General features: G+C 40.3%; 14 protein-coding genes and 1 tRNA gene. 12 read left to right on the top strand and 3 right to left on the bottom strand.

The annotated features are described in order from the left end of the window. Window positions 1–3 precede the first annotated feature (3 nt). The 12 genes from leuC to ftsY all read left to right on the top strand — a co-directional run bounded on the left by leuC (window position 4) and on the right by ftsY (window position 14,736). The gene (leuC, locus tag QP439_RS00360; RefSeq protein WP_285386857.1) at window positions 4–1,386 is read left to right on the top strand and encodes a 3-isopropylmalate dehydratase large subunit; all 1,383 of its coding nucleotides are present in this window, start codon (window positions 4–6) and stop codon (window positions 1,384–1,386) included. A gap of 9 nt (window positions 1,387–1,395) precedes the next feature. Next, entirely contained in the window at window positions 1,396–1,989 is a 594-nt protein-coding gene (gene leuD / locus QP439_RS00355; RefSeq protein ID WP_285386855.1) for a 3-isopropylmalate dehydratase small subunit, read from the top strand. 27 nt (window positions 1,990–2,016) lie between these two features. Then, entirely contained in the window at window positions 2,017–2,796 is a 780-nt protein-coding gene (locus QP439_RS00350; RefSeq protein ID WP_000160505.1) for an L-threonylcarbamoyladenylate synthase, read from the top strand. A 153-nt stretch (window positions 2,797–2,949) separates the two neighbouring features. Next, on the top strand, window positions 2,950–4,863 hold the full coding sequence (locus tag QP439_RS00345) for an McrB family protein (protein WP_285386854.1): 1,914 nt from the start codon (window positions 2,950–2,952) through the stop codon (window positions 4,861–4,863). Next, on the top strand, window positions 4,847–6,166 hold the full coding sequence (locus QP439_RS00340) for an McrC family protein (RefSeq protein WP_285386853.1): 1,320 nt from the start codon (window positions 4,847–4,849) through the stop codon (window positions 6,164–6,166). The genes QP439_RS00345 and QP439_RS00340 overlap by 17 nt, the downstream gene beginning before the upstream one ends. Window positions 6,167–6,339: 173 nt before the next feature. Continuing rightward, the gene (locus QP439_RS00335) at window positions 6,340–7,326 is read left to right on the top strand and encodes a GMP reductase (RefSeq protein WP_049510532.1); all 987 of its coding nucleotides are present in this window, start codon (window positions 6,340–6,342) and stop codon (window positions 7,324–7,326) included. Between the two features lie 66 nt (window positions 7,327–7,392). Further along, window positions 7,393–7,464, top strand: a tRNA-Arg gene (locus tag QP439_RS00330). A gap of 183 nt (window positions 7,465–7,647) precedes the next feature. Further along, window positions 7,648–8,346, top strand: a complete 699-nt coding sequence (rnc, locus tag QP439_RS00325) for a ribonuclease III (RefSeq protein ID WP_000661487.1) — start codon at window positions 7,648–7,650, stop codon at window positions 8,344–8,346. Beyond that, complete coding sequence (gene smc / locus QP439_RS00320; protein ID WP_285386852.1) at window positions 8,337–11,876, top strand: chromosome segregation protein SMC; 3,540 nt, start codon at window positions 8,337–8,339, stop codon at window positions 11,874–11,876. Before rnc ends, smc begins: the two co-directional genes overlap by 10 nt. Continuing rightward, a complete protein-coding gene (locus tag QP439_RS00315) occupies window positions 11,873–12,667 on the top strand; it encodes a Cof-type HAD-IIB family hydrolase (RefSeq protein ID WP_285386850.1) in 795 nt (264 codons plus the stop codon). The genes smc and QP439_RS00315 overlap by 4 nt, the downstream gene beginning before the upstream one ends. Beyond that, on the top strand, window positions 12,667–13,485 hold the full coding sequence (locus tag QP439_RS00310; RefSeq protein WP_000763444.1) for a Cof-type HAD-IIB family hydrolase: 819 nt from the start codon (window positions 12,667–12,669) through the stop codon (window positions 13,483–13,485). Before QP439_RS00315 ends, QP439_RS00310 begins: the two co-directional genes overlap by 1 nt. A gap of 3 nt (window positions 13,486–13,488) precedes the next feature. Then, window positions 13,489–14,736: a signal recognition particle-docking protein FtsY gene (gene ftsY / locus QP439_RS00305; protein ID WP_261017174.1), complete on the top strand. Its 1,248-nt coding sequence runs from the start codon at window positions 13,489–13,491 to the stop codon at window positions 14,734–14,736. A 45-nt stretch (window positions 14,737–14,781) separates the two neighbouring features. Here ftsY and zwf read toward each other — a convergent pair whose 3' ends face one another. From zwf to QP439_RS00290, 3 genes are all read right to left on the bottom strand, one after another. Next, window positions 14,782–16,269: a glucose-6-phosphate dehydrogenase gene (zwf, locus tag QP439_RS00300; RefSeq protein ID WP_285386847.1), complete on the bottom strand. Its 1,488-nt coding sequence runs from the start codon at window positions 16,267–16,269 to the stop codon at window positions 14,782–14,784. Between the two features lie 150 nt (window positions 16,270–16,419). After that, window positions 16,420–17,160, bottom strand: a complete 741-nt coding sequence (locus QP439_RS00295) for an amino acid ABC transporter ATP-binding protein (RefSeq protein WP_004254183.1) — start codon at window positions 17,158–17,160, stop codon at window positions 16,420–16,422. Then, window positions 17,160–19,325, bottom strand: a complete 2,166-nt coding sequence (locus tag QP439_RS00290; RefSeq protein WP_004254184.1) for an ABC transporter substrate-binding protein/permease — start codon at window positions 19,323–19,325, stop codon at window positions 17,160–17,162. Before QP439_RS00290 ends, QP439_RS00295 begins: the two co-directional genes overlap by 1 nt. Window positions 19,326–19,427 lie beyond the last annotated feature (102 nt).

Here is a 19,427-nt window from a genome sequence, read left to right as displayed (position 1 = left end):
TGGATGGCAGGAAAATCGATTTTTGATAAATTATGGGACCGCCATGTCATCACAGGAGAAGAGGGGCAACCCCAACTCATGTATGTGGATCAGCACTATATCCACGAGGTGACCAGTCCTCAGGCTTTTCAAGGATTACGAGATGCAGGTCGCAGATTGAGACGACCAGACTTGACATTTGGTACTTTTGACCACAATGTCCCAACGGTTAATATCTACGATATTCGAGATGTCATTTCCAAGGCTCAAATTGATAAGCTGGCTGAAAATATTGAGGAATTTGGGATTGAACATGCGGCCCACGGTTCTGAAAAACAAGGAATCGTTCATATGGTTGGTCCAGAAATAGGACGGACTCAACCAGGAAAATTCATTGTTTGTGGGGACAGCCATACGGCAACCCACGGAGCTTTCGGAGCAATCGCCTTTGGAATTGGGACCAGTGAAGTTGAGCATGTTTTTGCTACCCAAACCCTCTGGCAAGTCAAACCCAAGAAAATGTTGGTAGAATTCACTGGAGTTCCTCAAAAAGGAGTTTATTCCAAGGATTTCATTTTAGCCTTGATTGCCAAGTACGGTGTTGCTTGTGGTGTTGGTTACGTGGTGGAATATCGTGGACAAGCTATTGATGCACTGAGCATGGAAGAGCGAATGACCATCTGCAATATGTCCATCGAGTTTGGTTCTAAGATGGGAATCATGAATCCGGACCAAACCACCTATGATTATCTCAAGGGACGGGAATGTGTTCCAGAGGACTTTGAAGAGGCTGTAGCGGATTGGAAAACCCTTGTCAGTGATGATGATTCCATTTACGATAAGGTTATCCAGATGGATGTCTCTGACTTGGCTCCTATGGTAACTTGGGGAACCAATCCTGCTATGGGGGTTGACTTTGACAGTAGTTTCCCAGAAATTAAAGATATGAATGATGAGCGAGCTTACAACTACATGGACTTAGAGCCAGGTCAAAAGCCGGCTGATATTGAACTAGGCTATATCTTTATCGGTTCATGTACCAATGCTCGTCTCAGTGACTTGCAACTGGCTGCTCGATTTGTTAAAGGGAAGAAAATTGCTTCAAACTTAACGGCTATCGTGGTTCCAGGCTCTCGTCCTGTCAAACGAGCTGCTGAAAAGTTGGGCTTGGACAAGGTCTTCTTAGATGCTGGCTTTGAATGGAGAGACCCAGGTTGTTCTATGTGCCTAGGGATGAATCCTGACAAGGTCCCTGATGGGGTCCACTGTGCTTCAACCAGTAACCGCAACTTTGAAGATAGACAGGGATTTGGTGCTAAGACCCATCTTTGTAGTCCAGCTATGGCAGCAGCAGCAGCTATCGCAGGGCGCTTTGTAGATGTTCGACAAATGCCAGAGGCCCAGTAAGGAGAGGATATGGAGAAATTTACAGTTTATACGGGAACGACTGTTCCTCTCATGAATGATAACATTGATACTGACCAAATCCTACCCAAGCAGTTTCTCAAGTTAATTGATAAGAAAGGCTTTGGTAAGTACCTCATGTATGCTTGGCGTTATCTGGACGATAAGTATACTGAGGATCCAGACTTTGTCTTTAATCGACCTGAATATCGCAATGCCAGTATTCTCATTTCAGGTGATAACTTTGGGGCGGGTTCTTCGAGGGAACACGCAGCTTGGGCTCTAGCCGACTATGGTTTTAAGGTCGTGATTGCAGGCTCTTTCGGTGACATTCATTACAATAATGAACTTAATAATGGTATGTTGCCTATTGTACAGCCCAGAGAGGTTCGAGAGAGACTGGCCCAGCTACAACCGACTGATCAGGTAACTGTGGACTTGGAACAACAAAAAATCATCTCACCAGTTGGAGAATTCACTTTCGAAATCGATAGCGAATGGAAACACAAGCTTTTAAATGGTTTGGATGATATCGGTATTACCTTGCAGTATGAAGATTTGATTGCTGCTTATGAAAAACAACGACCAGCTTACTGGCAGGATTAGAAGAAAAATAGAAAAGGAAATAGAACTATGACAAAACACATTCAATGGAACGGAACACTTTCACAAGAAGGCTATGACATTTTAAAAGGTGAGGGCGGATGTATTGTTTGCCCTACTAAAGTTGGTTACATCATCATGACTAGCGATAAGGCTGGTCTTGAACGTAAGTTTGAAGCCAAAGAACGTAACCGTAACAAACCAGGTGTTGTTCTCTGTGGTAGCATGGATGAGCTTCGCGCCTTAGCACAACTCAACCCAGAAATTGAAGCCTTCTACCAAAAACATTGGGATGAAGATATTCTTCTTGGTTGTATCCTTCCTTGGAAACCAGAAGCCTTTGAAAAACTCAAAGCGTATGGGGATGGCCGTGAAGAATTGATGACGGACGTGCGTGGTACTAGCTGTTTCGTTATCAAATTTGGGAAAGCTGGTGAACAATTAGCTGCCAAACTTTGGGAAGAAGGCAAGATGGTCTATGCCTCATCAGCTAACCCATCTGGTAAAGGAAACCGTGGTAAGGTAGAAGGTATCGGAGAACGCATCGAAGGAGCAGTGGACCTTGTCATCGAAGCAGACGACTACGTGGCATCCATCCAACCTGACAAAACGATTGAAACTCGCTACGAGCAAGGTGTGATGGTTTCTATGGTTGATAAAGATGGTAAACTTATTCCAGAACAAGGAGGAGCACGTTCAACTTCACCAGCTCCAGTTGTGATCCGCAAAGGGCTTGACATTGATAAGATTATGATGCACCTGTCAGACACCTTTAACTCATGGGACTACCGTCAGGGCGAGTATTATTAAAAATAGAAAAGAAGTCTAGTGTTAAGAGGGAATACCCTACTCTACATTAGGCTTTTTCTTTAGAAATTCTTTTCTTTTTTATATAGATGTGATATTCTATATGTGAAATATATAGTTTTTTATTCGAACATTATTATAAAAGGGGTAAGATTGATGCTGAAAAGAAAAGTTAGTTTGGAAAATTTTTATGATTGGTATAATCTAAATAAAGAAGAGTTATTAAATAAGGCAGCTACTGGTGAGAAGTTTAATGATAAATTAAAAGAAGAATTTCTCCAGGAATGGCCTTTGGATAGGATTTTAACAATGTCAATCGATGAATATGTAATAGGAAAGGGACAGCAAAATAAGTCTTTGTGCTACGCTCTTGAGAAGGGAAAATACAAAAATTTATTTCTTGGAATTTCTGGTGGCTCAGCTTCAAAATTTGGTATTTATTGGAATAAAAAAACAAACAAATATAAAGATCAAGCTAATAATGAGATTTCAGAGTTGGATCAGCGATTTTCAAAATTAAAATCAGATTTGTATGAAATTATCAAAGAAGGTATTCGTTTTAATTTTGAAAATCCTATTTTTGATATGAAAAGATCAACAAATGAATTTGTTGGTCGTTCTGCTATGGTGACAAAATTACTTTGTATCTATTCTGAGGGATATCCTTTCTTTGGTGTAAATATTAATAGTCAAAAAGAATTTTGGAGCCATTTTGTTTCTCAAACAACTCAAGGTGGACCTTATCTGCAAAATCATAAAATAATTGAACTGTTGTCCAAAACTTATCCTGAGTTGGAGCCATCGAAATTAGGAACTATGCTTTTTGAGTATTCTAAGCTCTTTATAGAAAATAAGGAAGAAAATAGTACAATGGATTCATCAAACAATTTTCGTCATCAATTAACTCAATCTCTATTACAATCCAAAAACCTCATCCTCCGTGGTGCTCCTGGCACGGGAAAAACTTATCTTGCTAAAGAAATTGCGGCAGAGCTAACTGGTGGTAATGAAGATCAAATCGACTTTGTACAATTTCACCCTTCCTATGATTATACGGATTTTGTAGAGGGGTTGAGACCGGTATCAAATGGGGATGGAGCTATTGAATTTAAATTACAAGATGGTATTTTTAAAGATTTTTGTCAGAAAGCAAAAGAAGCCCAATTGATTGGAGGACAAGATAATTTTGATGAGGCCTGGGATTCTTACTTAGAATATATAAATGTTGCCGAAGAAAAAGAATATATAACAAAAACATCTTACTTATCTGTTAATAGTAGACAAAATTTGTCAGTAAATTATGATAGTGGTGTTCCAGGATGGTCACTACCTCGCAAATATGTTTACGAGTTGTATAAAGATAAAAATTATAATAAGCAAGAATACTACAAAAGTGGTGGAAAAACTGTCCTAGAAACATTGAGAAAGAGATTTGGTTTGAAAGACTATGTTTCCCCAACAGAAATTGACACAGACAAGAAATTCGTCTTCATCATCGATGAAATCAACCGTGGTGAGATTTCTAAGATTTTTGGAGAACTTTTTTTCTCAATTGATTCTGACTATCGTGGCGAAAAGGGAAGTGTTTCTACCCAATATGCTAATCTACACGAAACTGATGATAAGTTTTATATTCCTGAAAATGTCTATATCATCGGGACTATGAACGACATAGACCGTTCAGTAGATACCTTTGATTTTGCTATGCGTCGTCGTTTCAGATTTGTTGAAGTTACGGCTGAAAGTCAACTTTATATTCTAGATAAAGAACTAGGTGAGCGTGCTGAAGAAGCTAAGACTCGACTAAGAAACTTGAATGCTGCAATTGAAAATGTTCAGGAATTAAACAGTTATTATCATATCGGGCCAAGTTATTTCCTGAGGTTAAAAGAAGTAAAATTTGATTATGAATTACTCTGGTCTGATTACCTCAAACCGCTTTTGGAAGATTACTTACGGGGTTCTTATGAAGAGGATGAAACTCTGGAAACATTGAAAAAAGCATTTGATCTGACAAATAACGAGCGAACAGAACCGCAAGATACTGGTGATAATGATGCGGATAACTGATAATCAGCATAGAATTGCTAAGGAAGGCTTTGTCAAAGAATATCCCAAACTAAGTCAAGCACTTCTTGATAGAACACTGGATAACCTTTCTAAAGAGGACAATATCTTTATTTTTCCAAATGATTTGAAGAATTCTCCTGACTTAGAGAAGGACCAAAAAATCTTTGAAACAGTTAATCAGAAAATCAAGACTGGAAATGTGATTGGTTTTCTGGGGTGTGGTCAGGAAAGATTAACGATTTCCTCTCGCTTTTCTGATGAGAGTAATGACCATTTTTTGCATTATCTCTTACACAAGGTTCTTCATATCAATCTCACTAGTTTAGATGTTGCTTTGTCTCGTGAAGAGAGGCTTTATCAACTTTTGATGTATCTCTTCCCTAAGTATCTACAAGCTGCTATTAGAAAAGGTCTTTATAAGGAATACCATCGATTTTCTTATAATGACAGTCATGTTAAGGGAGTGATTGATGTAAGAAACCATCTCAAGAAAAACCTTCCTTTCACGGGAAATATTGCCTACACAATGAGAGAGTTCACCTATGATAATCCTCTCATGCAGCTAATCCGTCACACTATTGAATACATTAAGAATCAGAAAAGCATTGGTCAAGGGGTTCTTGATAATCTCTTGACTAGTCGTGAAAATGTAGCAGAAATCGTGCGGGTAACTCCTTCTTATAAACTAGCTGATCGTGTTAAGATTATTCGGGGAAATCAATCTAAACCTATACGTCATGCATACTTTCACGAGTACAGAAAGTTACAAGAACTTTGTCTGATGATTCTAAACCAAGAAAAGCACGGTTTAGGGTATCAAGATCAAAAAATTCATGGTATTCTTTTTGATGTTGCCTGGCTTTGGGAAGAGTATGTCCATACCTTATTGCCAAAAGATTTCATCCATCCACGGAATAAAGAAAAGCTAGGTGGTATTTCGGTATTTTCTAGTCGAGAAAGAAAAGTATTTCCAGATTTTTATCAAGAAGAGCTTAAAATAGTATTAGATGCTAAGTATAAAAAACTGGAATTGACTGAAAAAGGAATCAACCGTGAGGACTTATTCCAGCTGATTTCCTATTCTTATATTTTGAAAGCTGAGAAGGCTGGTCTTGTTTTTCCGAGCGAGGACAAGGTTGTTGATAATGAGATAGGAAAGCTAGCAGGTTATGGAGCTTTGTTGAAGAAATGGTCTATCCAAATTCCTCAGAAGTCTTCATCCTATAGTGAATTTTGTGAAATGCTGGAAAACTCCGAAGAAATTTTTAAAAGTAATATTACTAAAGAAGTGGGGAGAAAATAATCTCTCCTCTTTCTTTTATTATTTATACAAGAAAATCCGAACTATATTTTTTAATTTATAAAATTATTTGACAAAAACTGTACTTTTGTTTATAATTAATTAAGGAAACGTCGGAAAAGACGTAGTGATGCGCAAGCATAGGTAGGTCATTATAAAAGAAACGAGACATCGATATGTTAAATGAATTTCCAATTTTTGATTACGAAGATATTCAATTGATTCCAAATAAATGTGTCATTAAAAGCCGTGCAGAAGCAGATACAAGTGTCACTCTAGGAAATCACACCTTTAAACTACCTGTTGTGCCAGCTAATATGCAGACAATTTTGGATGAAAATGTAGCAGAGCAACTGGCTAAAGGTGGTTACTTCTACATTATGCACCGTTTTGATGAGGCAGGACGCATTCCTTTTATTAAACGCATGCACGAGCAAGGGCTCATTGCTTCTATATCTGTTGGTGTTAAGGACTACGAGTATGATTTCGTTAGCGAGCTCAAGGCTGATGCTCCTGAGTACATCACGATTGACATTGCCCATGGTCATGCAGATAGCGTGATTTCTATGATTCAACACATCAAGAAAGAATTGCCAGATACCTTTGTCATTGCTGGAAATGTAGGAACACCAGAAGCGGTGCGTGAATTGGAAAATGCTGGTGCGGATGCTACTAAGGTCGGAATCGGTCCTGGTAAGGTTTGTATCACCAAGGTTAAGACTGGTTTTGGTACAGGTGGTTGGCAGTTGGCTGCTCTACGCTGGTGTGCCAAGGCTGCGCGTAAACCGATTATCGCTGATGGAGGAATTCGTACTCATGGTGATATTGCCAAGTCTATTCGTTTCGGTGCCAGCATGGTCATGATTGGTTCCCTCTTTGCAGGACATATTGAAAGTCCAGGGAAAACGATTGAAGTCGATGGTGAACAGTTCAAAGAATATTACGGTTCAGCCTCACAATATCAAAAGGGTGCTTACAAAAATGTGGAAGGCAAACGTATCTTGCTTCCTGCTAAAGGTCATCTGCAAGACACTTTAACTGAGATGGAACAAGACCTTCAAAGTGCTATTTCCTATGCAGGTGGACGTCAGGTTGCTGACCTTAAACACGTTGATTATGTTATCGTGAAAAACTCCATCTGGAATGGGGATGCTTCCCACTAAGACGGGCTATATGGCCAGAAAAAAACTTGTTATTAGAGCAAATTTCTGTTATAATAAAACAAGTTTCCACCCTTAGTGTAATGGATATCACGTAAGATTCCGGTTCTTGAGATGGGGGTTCGATTCCCTCAGGGTGGATGTAAACATCCTAAAAAAGCCTTTAATAGGGCTTTTTTCTTTACACAGCCCTAAATTGGCCCTTAAAACTGAAAATCTCTTTTTAAAGAATGCCCAAATGCTTTCCAGTCCCATTTTAAAGTGACTCAGGGGGCTTTTTTTGATATAATAAAAAGGACTGTTATCAGTTAGAAAGAGGTTGGTATGAAAGAATTACAAACTGTACTTAAAAACCATTTTGCAATCGAATTTGCAGACAAAAATTTACTGGAAACTGCCTTTACTCATACGAGTTATGCCAATGAGCACCGCCTCTTAAAAATTTCACACAATGAACGCTTGGAATTTTTAGGAGACGCTGTTCTACAGTTATTGATTTCAGAATATCTGTATAAAAAATATCCTAAAAAACCTGAGGGTGACTTGTCTAAACTCCGTGCCATGATTGTCCGTGAGGAGAGTTTGGCTGGTTTTGCGCGTGATTGCCAGTTTGATCAGTTTATCAAACTTGGTAAAGGGGAAGAAAAATCTGGTGGACGCAATCGTGATACCATTCTTGGTGATGCCTTTGAAGCCTTTCTTGGTGCCCTCCTTTTGGACAAGGATGTGGCCAAGGTCAAGGAATTTATCTACCAAGTCATGATTCCTAAGGTTGAAGCAGGCGAGTTTGAGATGATTACAGACTACAAAACCCATCTCCAAGAGTTACTTCAGGTCAATGGAGATGTGGCTATTCGTTATCAGGTGATTTCTGAAACGGGTCCTGCTCACGATAAGGTCTTTGATGTAGAAGTTCTGGTTGAAGGCAAGAGCATTGGTCAAGGTCAAGGTCGTTCGAAAAAATTGGCAGAGCAGGAAGCTGCTAAAAATGCCGTTGAGAAAGGGCTGGATTCATGTATTTAAAGGAAATCGAAATTCAGGGATTCAAGTCTTTTGCTGACAAGACTAAAGTCGTCTTTGACCAAGGGGTTACGGCAGTTGTGGGTCCAAATGGATCAGGAAAGTCGAATATTACAGAAAGTCTGCGTTGGGCCTTGGGGGAGTCTAGTGTCAAGAGTCTCCGTGGTGGCAAGATGCCAGATGTCATCTTTGCTGGAACAGAAAGTCGCAAACCGCTCAATTATGCTTCTGTAGTTGTGACTTTGGATAATAATGACGGATTTATCAAGGATGCAGGCCAAGAAATCAGGGTAGAACGCCATATCTATCGTAGTGGAGATAGCGAATACAAGATTGACGGTAAGAAAGTACGTCTGCGTGATATTCATGATCTTTTCTTGGATACAGGTTTGGGACGAGATTCTTTTTCTATCATTTCACAAGGCAAGGTTGAGGAGATTTTTAACTCCAAGCCTGAAGAACGCCGTGCCATTTTTGAAGAAGCTGCAGGAGTTTTGAAATACAAGACTCGCAGAAAAGAAACTGAGAGTAAACTACAACAAACTCAGGATAATCTGGATCGTCTTGAAGACATTATCTACGAGTTGGATAATCAAATTAAGCCTCTTGAGAAGCAAGCTGAAAATGCTCGTAAGTTTCTGGATTTGGAAGGTCAACGTAAGGCTATTTACTTGGATGTTTTAGTTGCTCAAATCAAGGAAAATAAGGCTGAATTAGAGTTGACAGAAGAAGAGTTGGCTCAGGTTCAGGAACTATTGACGAGTTATTACCAAAAGCGGGAAAAATTAGAGGAAGAAAATCATACTCTTAAAAAGCAACGCCAAGATTTACAGGCTGAAATGGCCAAAGACCAAGGCAGTTTGATGGATTTGACCAGTCTGATTAGTGATTTAGAGAGAAAATTAGCCCTATCGAAACTGGAATCTGAGCAAGTAGCCCTAAATCAACAGGAAGCACAAGCTCGTTTGGCTTCTTTGGAGGATAAGAGAAATTTACTCAACCAAGAAAAATCTGATAAAGAAAGCTCTTTAGCTCTCTTAGAAGAGAATCTAGTCCAAAATAATCAAAAACTCAATCGTTTAGAAGCTGAATTGCTGGCTTTTTCAGATGATCCTGATCAGATGATTGAGCTTCTACGTGAACGCTTTGTAGCCCTTTTACAAGAAGAAGCGGATGTCTCAAACCAGTTGACCCGTATCGAAAATGAGTTAGAAAATAGTCGTCAGCTTTCTCAAAAACAAGCAGATCAATTAGAAAAGCTGAAAGAACAGTTGGCTACAGCTAAAGAGAAGGCTAGTCAGCAAAAGGCGGATCTTGAAACTGCCAAGGAGCAAGTTCAAAAATTATTGGCTGACTATCAGGCTATTGCCAAGGAGCAAGAGGAGCAAAAAGTTTCTTACCAAGCTCAGCAGAGCCAACTCTTTGACCGTCTGGATAGTCTCAAAAACAAGCAGGCTAGAGCCCAGAGTTTAGAGAATATCCTTAGAAATCATAGTAACTTTTACGCAGGTGTTAAGAGTGTTCTCCAAGAAAAAGACCGTCTTGGTGGGATCATTGGTGCAGTCAGTGAGCATTTGACTTTTGATGTTCATTATCAAACTGCCCTAGAGATTGCGCTTGGCGCAAGCAGTCAGCACATCATCGTAGAAGATGAGAATGCGGCGACTAAGGCTATTGATTTCCTCAAACGTAACAGAGCTGGTCGTGCGACCTTCCTTCCTTTGACAACGATTAAGGCGCGTACGATTTCTAGTCAGAACCAAGATGCTATTGCTACAAGTCCAGGATTTCTGGGTATGGCTGATGAGCTGGTGACATTCGATACTAGACTGGAAGCTATTTTCAAGAACTTGCTAGCTACGACGGCTATTTTTGATACTGTAGAGCATGCGCGTGCAGCAGCTCGCCAGGTTCGTTACCAGGTCCGTATGGTGACTTTGGACGGGACAGAATTGCGAACAGGTGGTTCCTATGCAGGTGGAGCCAACCGCCAGAATAACAGTATTTTCATCAAGCCAGAACTGGAGCAATTACAAAAAGAAATTGCTGAAGAGGAAGCAAGTCTTCGTTCAGAAGAAGAATCTTTGAAGACCTTGCAAGATGAGATGGCTAGATTGACAGAAAAATTAGAAGCTATCAAATCTCAAGGAGAGCAGGCACGTATTCAGGAGCAAGGATTGTCCCTCGCTTATCAGCAGACCAGTCAGCAAGTTGAAGATCTAGAAACTCTTTGGAAACTCCAAGAAGAGGAATTAGATCGTCTTTCTGACGGAGATTGGCAAGCAGATAAGGAAAAATGCCAAGAGCACCTTGCTACAATCGCAAGTGACAAGAAAAATCTGGAAGCTGAGATTGAAGAGATTAAGTCCAACAAAAACGCCATCCAAGAACGTTATCAAAACTTGCAGGAAGAGGTAGCGCAAGCTCGCCTGCTTAAGACAGAACTGCAAGGACAAAAACGTTATGAAGTTGCTGATATTGAACGTTTAGGCAAGGAATTGGATAATCTGAATATCGAGCAAGAGGAAATCCAGCGCCTTCTCCAAGAAAAAGTTGACAATCTTGAGAAAGTTGATACGGATTTGCTCAGTCAACAGGCTGATGAAGCCAAAATTCAGAAAACAAATCTCCAACAAGGTTTGATTCGCAAGCAGTTTGAGTTGGATGATATTGAAGGTCAACTGGATGATATTGCTAGTCATTTGGATCAGGCTCGCCAGCAGAATGAAGAGTGGATTCGTAAGCAAACTCGTGCTGAAGCCAAGAAAGAAAAGGTCAGCGAGCGCTTGCGCTATCTACAGAGTCAGCTAACAGACCAGTATCAGATTAGCTATACAGAAGCTTTAGAAAAGTCTCATGAGTTGGAGAATCTCAATCTGGCAGAGCAAGAGGTTAAAGATTTAGAGAAGGCTATTCGATCACTGGGTCCTGTCAATATAGAAGCTATTGACCAGTATGAAGAAGTTCACAACCGTCTGGACTTTCTAAATAGTCAGCGAGATGATATTTTGTCAGCGAAAAATCTGCTCCTAGAGACTATTACAGAGATGAATGATGAGGTCAAGGAGCGCTTTAAATCAACCTTTGAAGCCATTCGTGAGTCCTTTAAAGTGACCTTCAAGCAGATGTTTGGTGGAGGTCAGGTGGACCTCATTTTGACTGAGGGAGACTTGCTGACAGCTGGGGTTGAGATTTCTGTTCAACCACCAGGTAAGAAAATCCAATCACTCAACCTCATGAGTGGTGGTGAAAAAGCCCTGTCAGCTCTAGCTTTGCTTTTCTCTATCATTCGAGTTAAGACTATCCCATTTGTCATCTTGGATGAGGTAGAGGCTGCACTAGATGAAGCTAATGTTAAGCGTTTTGGGGATTACCTCAACCGCTTTGACAAGGACAGCCAGTTTATCGTTGTGACCCACCGTAAGGGAACCATGGCAGCGGCTGATTCCATCTATGGAGTGACTATGCAAGAATCAGGTGTTTCAAAAATTGTTTCGGTGAAGTTAAAAGATTTAGAAAGTATTGAAGGATGACAATTAAACTAGTAGCAACGGATATGGACGGAACTTTCCTAAATGAGAATGGATGCTTTGATATGGATCGCCTCAAGTCTCTCTTGGCTTCCTACAAGGAAAAAGGGATTTACTTTGCGGTGGCTTCGGGGCGCGGATTTCTATCCTTAGAAAAATTATTTGCTGATGTTTGTGATGACATTATTTTTATCGCGGAAAATGGCAGTTTGGTCGAATATCAAGGTCAGGACTTGTATGAAGCGACCATGTCTCGTGAGTTTTATCTAGCAACTTTTGAAAAGCTGAAAACGTCACCTTATGTAGATATCAATAAATTACTCTTGACGGGCAAAAAAGGCTCTTATGTTCTGGATACGGTTGATGAGACCTATTTGAAAGTGAGTCAGCACTATAATGAAAATATCCAAAAAGTAGCGAGTCTGGAAGATATCACAGATGACATTTTCAAATTTACGACCAACTTCACAGAAGAAACGCTAGAAGCTGGAGAAGCTTGGGTCAATGAAAATGTACCTGGTGTTAAGGCTATGACAACTGGCTTTGAATCCATTGATATCGTTCTGGACTATGTCGATAAGGGAGTGGCCATTGTTGAATTAGCTAAAAAACTTGGTATCAGAATGGATCAGGTTATGGCATTTGGAGACAACCTAAATGACTTGCACATGATGCAGGTGGTGGGACATCCTGTAGCTCCTGAAAATGCACGACCTGAAATTTTAGAATTAGCAGAGACAGTGATTGGTCACCATAAGGACCAGTCGGTTATAGCTTATATGGAGGGCTTATAATGGCAGATATAAAATTGATTGCATTGGACTTGGACGGGACCTTGCTGACTACTGATAAAAGGCTGACGGATCGTACCAAGGCAACCTTGAAAGCTGCGCGTGATCGTGGTATCAAGGTCGTTTTGACAACTGGTCGTCCCTTAAAAGCTATGGATTTCTTTCTACATGAGCTAGGGACTGACGGCCAGGAAGATGAGTATACCATTACCTTTAATGGTGGTTTGGTTCAGAAGAATACAGGAGAAATCCTTGATAAAACAGTCTTTTCATATGATGATGTGGCACGTTTGTATGAAGAAACAGAGAAATTATCACTGCCTCTTGATGCCATCTCAGAAGGAACTGTTTATCAAATCCAATCGGACCAAGAAAGTCTTTATGCCAAATTCAATCCAGCATTGACCTTTGTTCCAGTGGACTTTGAAGACTTATCTAGTCAAATGACTTATAATAAATGCGTGACCGCCTTTGCTCAAGAACCCTTGGATGCAGCTATTCAGAAGATTTCTCCAGAATTGTTTGACCAATATGAAATCTTTAAATCACGTGAAATGTTGCTAGAGTGGTCACCAAAGAATGTTCATAAAGCAACCGGCTTGGCAAAACTAATCAGCCATCTTGGAATCGACCAAAGCCAAGTCATGGCTTGTGGCGACGAGGCCAATGACCTCTCTATGATTGAATGGGCAGGGCTCGGTGTTGCCATGCAAAATGCTGTTCCTGAAGTCAAGGCAGTCGCAAATGTAGTGACACCAATGACCAATGATGAAGAGGCTGTCGCCTGGGCTATCGAAGAATATGTGCTAAAGGAGAACTAAGATATGGGATTATTTGACCGTCTATTCGGAAAAAAAGAAGAACCTAAAATCGAAGAAGTTGTAAAAGAAGCTCTGGAAAATCTTGATTTGTCTGAAGATACAGAAGCTGAGGAAGTTTCTCAAGAAGTAGCAGAAGTTGAAAGTTCTGAAGAAGATCTGCTCCAAGAAGAGGAAAATCAAAAGACAGTTGAAGAAAGTCTGGATTCAGAGCCAGCTGTAGAGGTTCATCAAGAAGAAATTACTGAGGAAGAAAATCCTGAGTTCATAGAAGATGAAGAAGAAAACAGCATTGAAGTTCTTGAACCAGAAACTCCTCAAGCAGAAGAAACCGTTCAGGAAAAATATGACCGTAGTCTCAAGAAAACTCGTTCAGGCTTCGGAGCTCGCTTAAATGCCTTCTTTGCTAATTTCCGCTCTGTCGATGAAGAATTCTTCGAGGAGTTGGAAGAACTACTGATTATGAGTGACGTTGGTGTCCAAGTCGCTTCTAACTTAACAGAGGAACTACGCTACGAAGCCAAGCTTGAAAACGCCAAGAAACCTGATGCACTTCGCCGTGTCATTATTGAGAAATTGGTTGAGCTTTATGAAAAGGATGGCAATTACGATGAAAGTATCCACTTCCAAGAGGGCTTGACAGTCATGCTCTTTGTCGGGGTCAATGGTGTCGGGAAAACAACTTCTATCGGGAAACTAGCCCACCGCTACAAACAAGCTGGTAAGAAGGTCATGCTGGTTGCGGCAGATACCTTCCGTGCAGGGGCGGTAGCCCAGCTAGCTGAATGGGGTCGACGAGTAGATGTTCCAGTAGTGACTGGACCTGAGAAAGCTGACCCAGCCAGTGTGGTCTTTGATGGAATGGAACGTGCCGTAGCTGAAGGTATCGATATTCTTATGATTGATACCGCTGGTCGTCTGCAAAATAAGGATAACCTTATGGCTGAGTTGGAAAAGATTGGTCGTATCATCAAACGTGTTGTGCCAGAAGCACCCCATGAAACCTTTTTGGCACTTGATGCATCAACAGGTCAAAACGCTCTTGTACAGGCCAAAGAATTTTCAAAAATCACGCCACTAACTGGAATTGTCTTGACTAAGATTGATGGAACTGCTCGAGGTGGTGTGGTTCTAGCCATCCGTGAAGAACTCAATATTCCTGTAAAATTGATTGGTTTTGGTGAAAAAATCGATGATATTGGAGAGTTTAACTCAGAAAACTTTATGAAGGGTCTCTTGGAAGGCTTAATCTAATCAGAAGCAAAAATCCTGCAAGGTACAAACTTGCAGGAAATTTTTTTATTCTAAACGACCATCTTGACGATAGGCGATGTCTGGTTGCCAAGTCCATTTAGCACCAAATTTTTCAAGTAAGTCAAAGCTAGCTTGAGGTCCCATGCTTCCAGCTTTATAGTCATGAAGTGGGGCACCATTTTCAAGCCAGAGTTCTTCGATACGGTCAATCAATTTCCATGACGTACCAACTTCATCCCAGTGGCTAAAGTTAGTTGAGTTGTTATTTAGGACATCATAAATCAATTTCTCGTATGGTTCTGGAGAAGCACCAGTTGCGGTCGCATCTGTACGGTAATCTAGTGAGTTAGGAGCCAAGTTGAATTCTTCTCCTACCTGCTTCCCATTTAGGCTAAGAGAGAAGCCTTCTGTTGGTTGGATATAGATGGTCAAAATGTTTGGAGCAAGTGGTTCTCCAAAGATAGAATCCATTTGTTTAAAGACGATGTTGACATGAGTTCCTTTTTCAGTCAGACGTTTACCAGTACGGAAGAAGAAAGGAACGCCACGGAATCGATCGCTGTTTACAAAGAAGGCACCAGATGCAAAGGTTTCAGTTGTTGATTCTGGATTTACATTTGGCTCGCTACGATAAGAGATATATTTCATGCCATCAATCTTACCAGAGCGGTATTGACCACGGATAAAGTGTTCTTTAAGCTCTTCATCTGTTGGATGATAGAGGTTTTTAAAGACCTTAATCTTTTCGGCACGAATCTCGTCTTTTGTGAAGCTTGCTGGCTTGTCCATGGCAAGGAGAGAAAGAAGTTGTAGTGTATGGTTTTGTACCATGTCGCGGAGGGCACCAGATTGGTCATAGTAGCCACCACGTTCTTCTACACCCAAGCGCTCTGCAAAAGTAATTTGAACATTATCGATAAAGTCCTTGTTCCAAACATTTTCAAAAATCAGGTTTGCAAAGCGAACTGCAAAGATACTTTGAATCATTTCCTTACCAAGATAATGGTCAATACGGAAAATTTGTTCTTCGTCAAATGTTGCTAGGAGTTCGTCATTCAACTTGCTTGCAGTTGCGTAATCTGTACCAAATGGTTTTTCAACGATTAAGCGCTCAAAACCTTTACCATCCACAATATTTTCAGACTTGAGGTGTTTTGCGATAGTTCCAAAGAACTGAGGTGCCATAGACAAGAAGAAGAGCTTGTTGTGTTCAGCTTGGTACTTATCATTTAGTTCAGCCTGCAATTGACGTAGAGCAATGTAGTGTTCTGTATCGTTGACATCATGACTTTGATAGTAGAAGTGACTAGCGAACTCCTGAGCCTGTTCGGTACTATCTGCCAAATCAAGGATGGATTCGACTACAACAGATTCAAAATATTCCTTGCTCCAAGGACGACGGGCAGTTCCAATGACAGCAAAGTGCTCGGAAAGATTGCCGGATTTATATAGTCTAAAAAGGGAAGGGTAGAGCTTGCGTTTAGCCAGGTCTCCACTCGCACCGAAAATTGTAACAATAACCTTAGATGACATCTAGCTACCTAATTTCTATTTTTATTCCTAGTCTTGCTAGGTATGAGGAAACCTCATTTCATAAACTTAATTCTAACATAATTTTCCGAAAAATCAAAAAATCCAATACGAGATAGAAAAAAACTGCAAGGAAATCCTTACAGTTTGCGTTTAGACGTTTAAGACCTTGTCCAAGAACTCTTTCAGACGAGGGTGTTGAGGGGTGTCAAAGATTTGATCTGGTGTTCCGTCTTCTAGGAATTCACCGTCTGCAGTAAAGATAACGCGGTTGGCAACCTGACGGGCAAATCCCATCTCATGGGTTACGATAATCATGGTCATACCTTGCTCAGCTAATTCCTTCATAACGTTTAGTACGTCTCCAACCATCTCAGGGTCAAGGGCAGAAGTTGGTTCATCAAAGAGCATGATGTCTGGATTCATTGCAAGTCCACGAGCGATGGCTACACGTTGTTTTTGACCACCTGATAGGCTATCTGGGTTAGCATTAGCTTTATCTGCTAGCCCAACCTTGTCAAGCAACTCCATTCCCAATTTTTCAGCTTCTTCCTTAGTCATCAATTTGTGCTCAATAGGAGCAAAGGTGATGTTGTCCAATACGGACATGTGAGGGAAGAGGTTAAAGTGTTGGAACACCATTCCGATATTTTCACGGACGTGGTCAACATTGGTTGTTTTTTCAGTTAAGTCATAGCCGTTCACAGTGATGTGACCACTAGTGACTTCTTCTAGAAGGTTGAGGCTACGAAGGAAGGTCGATTTACCAGAACCTGAAGGACCGATGATGCAAACAACATCTCCTTCATAGAACTTAGTCGTAATTCCTTTTAAAACCTCATTTTTTCCATAATGTTTGTGTAAATCATTTACATCAATTTTTAATTTTGCCATTAACGAATCCTCTTTTCTAAGCGTTTCGCTAGTCTAGTCAAAAGTGTGATAATTACAAGATAGAAGATAGCAAGGATTGCATACATCTTGAAACTTTGGTAGTTACGGGCGATGATAATCTTACCAGTTTGGAAGAGTTCAACCAAACCGATAGCAGATACGATGGTTGTATCTTTAAGAGCGATAACGAATTGGTTAACAAAGTTTGGCAACATCAATTTAGTTGCTTGTGGCAGGATAATCTTACGCATGGTTTTGCCATAAGAGATACCCAAGCTTCGGCTGGCTTCCATTTGACCAACTGGGACGGCTTGAATACCACCACGAACAATTTCAGCGATATAAGCAGCCGCATTGAGCGATAGGGCAATAGTACCAGCTACGAAATCGTTAATTGGACTTTGTTGTCCTGTGATAGACTCGATGAAGTTTGGAATTCCCCAGAAGATGAAGGCTGCAAGAATCATCAATGGAATACCACGGATAACGTCAACGAAAATCTCAGAGATCACACGAAGAGATTTGTATGGGCTAACGCTAAACATACCGAAGATAATCCCGATAACAATGGCAATAGCAAATGAGATAAGAGCTAGAGCAAGAGTGATACCAAGCCCGCTAAGGAGTTGTTTGTAGTTATTTTGAAGCAAGCCCCAGATAGTTGTCTCATCAACAGTGCTTGTTGAAGCAGATGAAGATTCGCTAGCTAGGTATTTATCAAGAATCTTTTGGAATTCTCCGTTTGCTTTAAGGTTTGCAAGTCCGTTGTTGAACATTTCAATCAATTCTGGATTTGCTCCTTTTTTAACGGCAAAGGCTGTTTCACCGATTGGAGTTCCAGCGATTGGAGTTTTCAATTTTTGTCCTTGGCTGATAGAATATTTGAGAACAGGTTCATCATCCATAACGGCATCAATGGCACCAGTGTTTAAACTGTCATACATTGAAGAACCATCAGCAAAAGTTTTGATTTTGTAACCGTATTTGCTTTGATTTTCTGTTAGGAAGGTTTGAGAGGCAGTTCCGTTTTTAACACCAACTGTCTTTCCTTTTAAATCTTCATAAGAAGCAATGGTGCTTGATTCTTTGACACCAAGGATAGTATTAGCAGTGTAGTAGGATTCTGAGAAGTCAAAAGTTGCCTTACGAGCATCTGTAACAGACATACCAGCAATGATACCATCTGCTTGACCAGCTTGGACAGCACTGATAGCTGCATCGAAACCTGGATTGGTAATTTCAATTTCAAAACCTTGATCTTTAGCGATTGCCTTAATCAATTCCATATCAATACCAGTAAATTGGTTGCTTGAATTTTGGAAAACAAAAGGTGCAAAAGAAGAATCACTTGCAATGATGTATTTGGCTTTAACAGGAGTTGCTTTTAGACCAGCTGCAGTCGTTGTAGTTGGCACTGCTGAAGATGATGAAGCAGTCCATTTCTTGATGATTTTATCAAGACTACCATCTTTTTTCATTTCAGCCAAAGCTTGGTTAAATTCAGTGACTAAGTGCTCGTATTTGCTACCTTTTTTAACACCGAAAGCAAAGCTACCTACAGCTTCGCCATCCATTTCAATATGGAGGTCTTGGCCTTGGTTAATGGCATACTCGATAACAGGTTTGTCATCCATCATGGCATCGATGGCACCAGCACTCAAGCTGTTGTTCATCAAATCACTAGTGTCAAATGTTTTAATAGTAAAACCGTATTTATCTTTGATTGTTTCAAGAAAACGTTGAGCAGCAGTTCCGTTTTTAACACCAACGGTTTTGCCAGTTAATTGGTCGTACTTGCTAATCTTGTGTGCCTTTGTAGTTGCAATGACAACTTTTGTATCATAGTAAGTATCAGACATGGTGAAGACTTTTTCACGTTCTTTAGTCTTTGTCATCCCAGCCATGATAGCGTCAGCTTGACCAGCTTGAACCGCATTTACCGCTGCATCAAATCCAGGATAGGACATCTGAATATTCCATCCTTTAATCTCAGCGACTTTGTTGATAATGTCAACATCAATTCCTTTATAAGTTTGATCTGAATCTTTAAACTCAAAAGGTGCATAGGCGGTATCAGACACAATCTTAATAGTTTCTGCCTTTGCAATACCTAATGAGAAAATTGGGAATAAAATTAGCAAAAATGCTAGAAATTTTTTCTTCATTTTTAGTCTCCTTTTCCGAATATTTTCCCATTATATCAGAAAAAACTAAAAAATGCAAATCTAGGAGCTTTTATGTTAGAAGATGTAACATAAAAGCCCTTT

This window comes from Streptococcus sp. UMB1203 (genome assembly GCF_030217725.1).
GTDB lineage: Bacteria > Bacillota > Bacilli > Lactobacillales > Streptococcaceae > Streptococcus.
This window is presented reverse-complemented; position numbering and strand designations above follow the sequence as displayed.

Coding starts and splice junctions, on each gene's coding strand:
- leuC (WP_285386857.1), top strand. CDS start 4: ATGGCAGGAAAATCGATTTTTGATAAATTATGGGACCGCCATGTCATC.
- leuD (WP_285386855.1), top strand. CDS start 1,396: ATGGAGAAATTTACAGTTTATACGGGAACGACTGTTCCTCTCATGAAT.
- QP439_RS00350 (WP_000160505.1), top strand. CDS start 2,017: ATGACAAAACACATTCAATGGAACGGAACACTTTCACAAGAAGGCTAT.
- QP439_RS00345 (WP_285386854.1), top strand. CDS start 2,950: ATGCTGAAAAGAAAAGTTAGTTTGGAAAATTTTTATGATTGGTATAAT.
- QP439_RS00340 (WP_285386853.1), top strand. CDS start 4,847: ATGATGCGGATAACTGATAATCAGCATAGAATTGCTAAGGAAGGCTTT.
- QP439_RS00335 (WP_049510532.1), top strand. CDS start 6,340: ATGTTAAATGAATTTCCAATTTTTGATTACGAAGATATTCAATTGATT.
- rnc (WP_000661487.1), top strand. CDS start 7,648: ATGAAAGAATTACAAACTGTACTTAAAAACCATTTTGCAATCGAATTT.
- smc (WP_285386852.1), top strand. CDS start 8,337: ATGTATTTAAAGGAAATCGAAATTCAGGGATTCAAGTCTTTTGCTGAC.
- QP439_RS00315 (WP_285386850.1), top strand. CDS start 11,873: ATGACAATTAAACTAGTAGCAACGGATATGGACGGAACTTTCCTAAAT.
- QP439_RS00310 (WP_000763444.1), top strand. CDS start 12,667: ATGGCAGATATAAAATTGATTGCATTGGACTTGGACGGGACCTTGCTG.
- ftsY (WP_261017174.1), top strand. CDS start 13,489: ATGGGATTATTTGACCGTCTATTCGGAAAAAAAGAAGAACCTAAAATC.
- zwf (WP_285386847.1), bottom strand. CDS start 16,269: ATGTCATCTAAGGTTATTGTTACAATTTTCGGTGCGAGTGGAGACCTG.
- QP439_RS00295 (WP_004254183.1), bottom strand. CDS start 17,160: ATGGCAAAATTAAAAATTGATGTAAATGATTTACACAAACATTATGGA.
- QP439_RS00290 (WP_004254184.1), bottom strand. CDS start 19,325: ATGAAGAAAAAATTTCTAGCATTTTTGCTAATTTTATTCCCAATTTTC.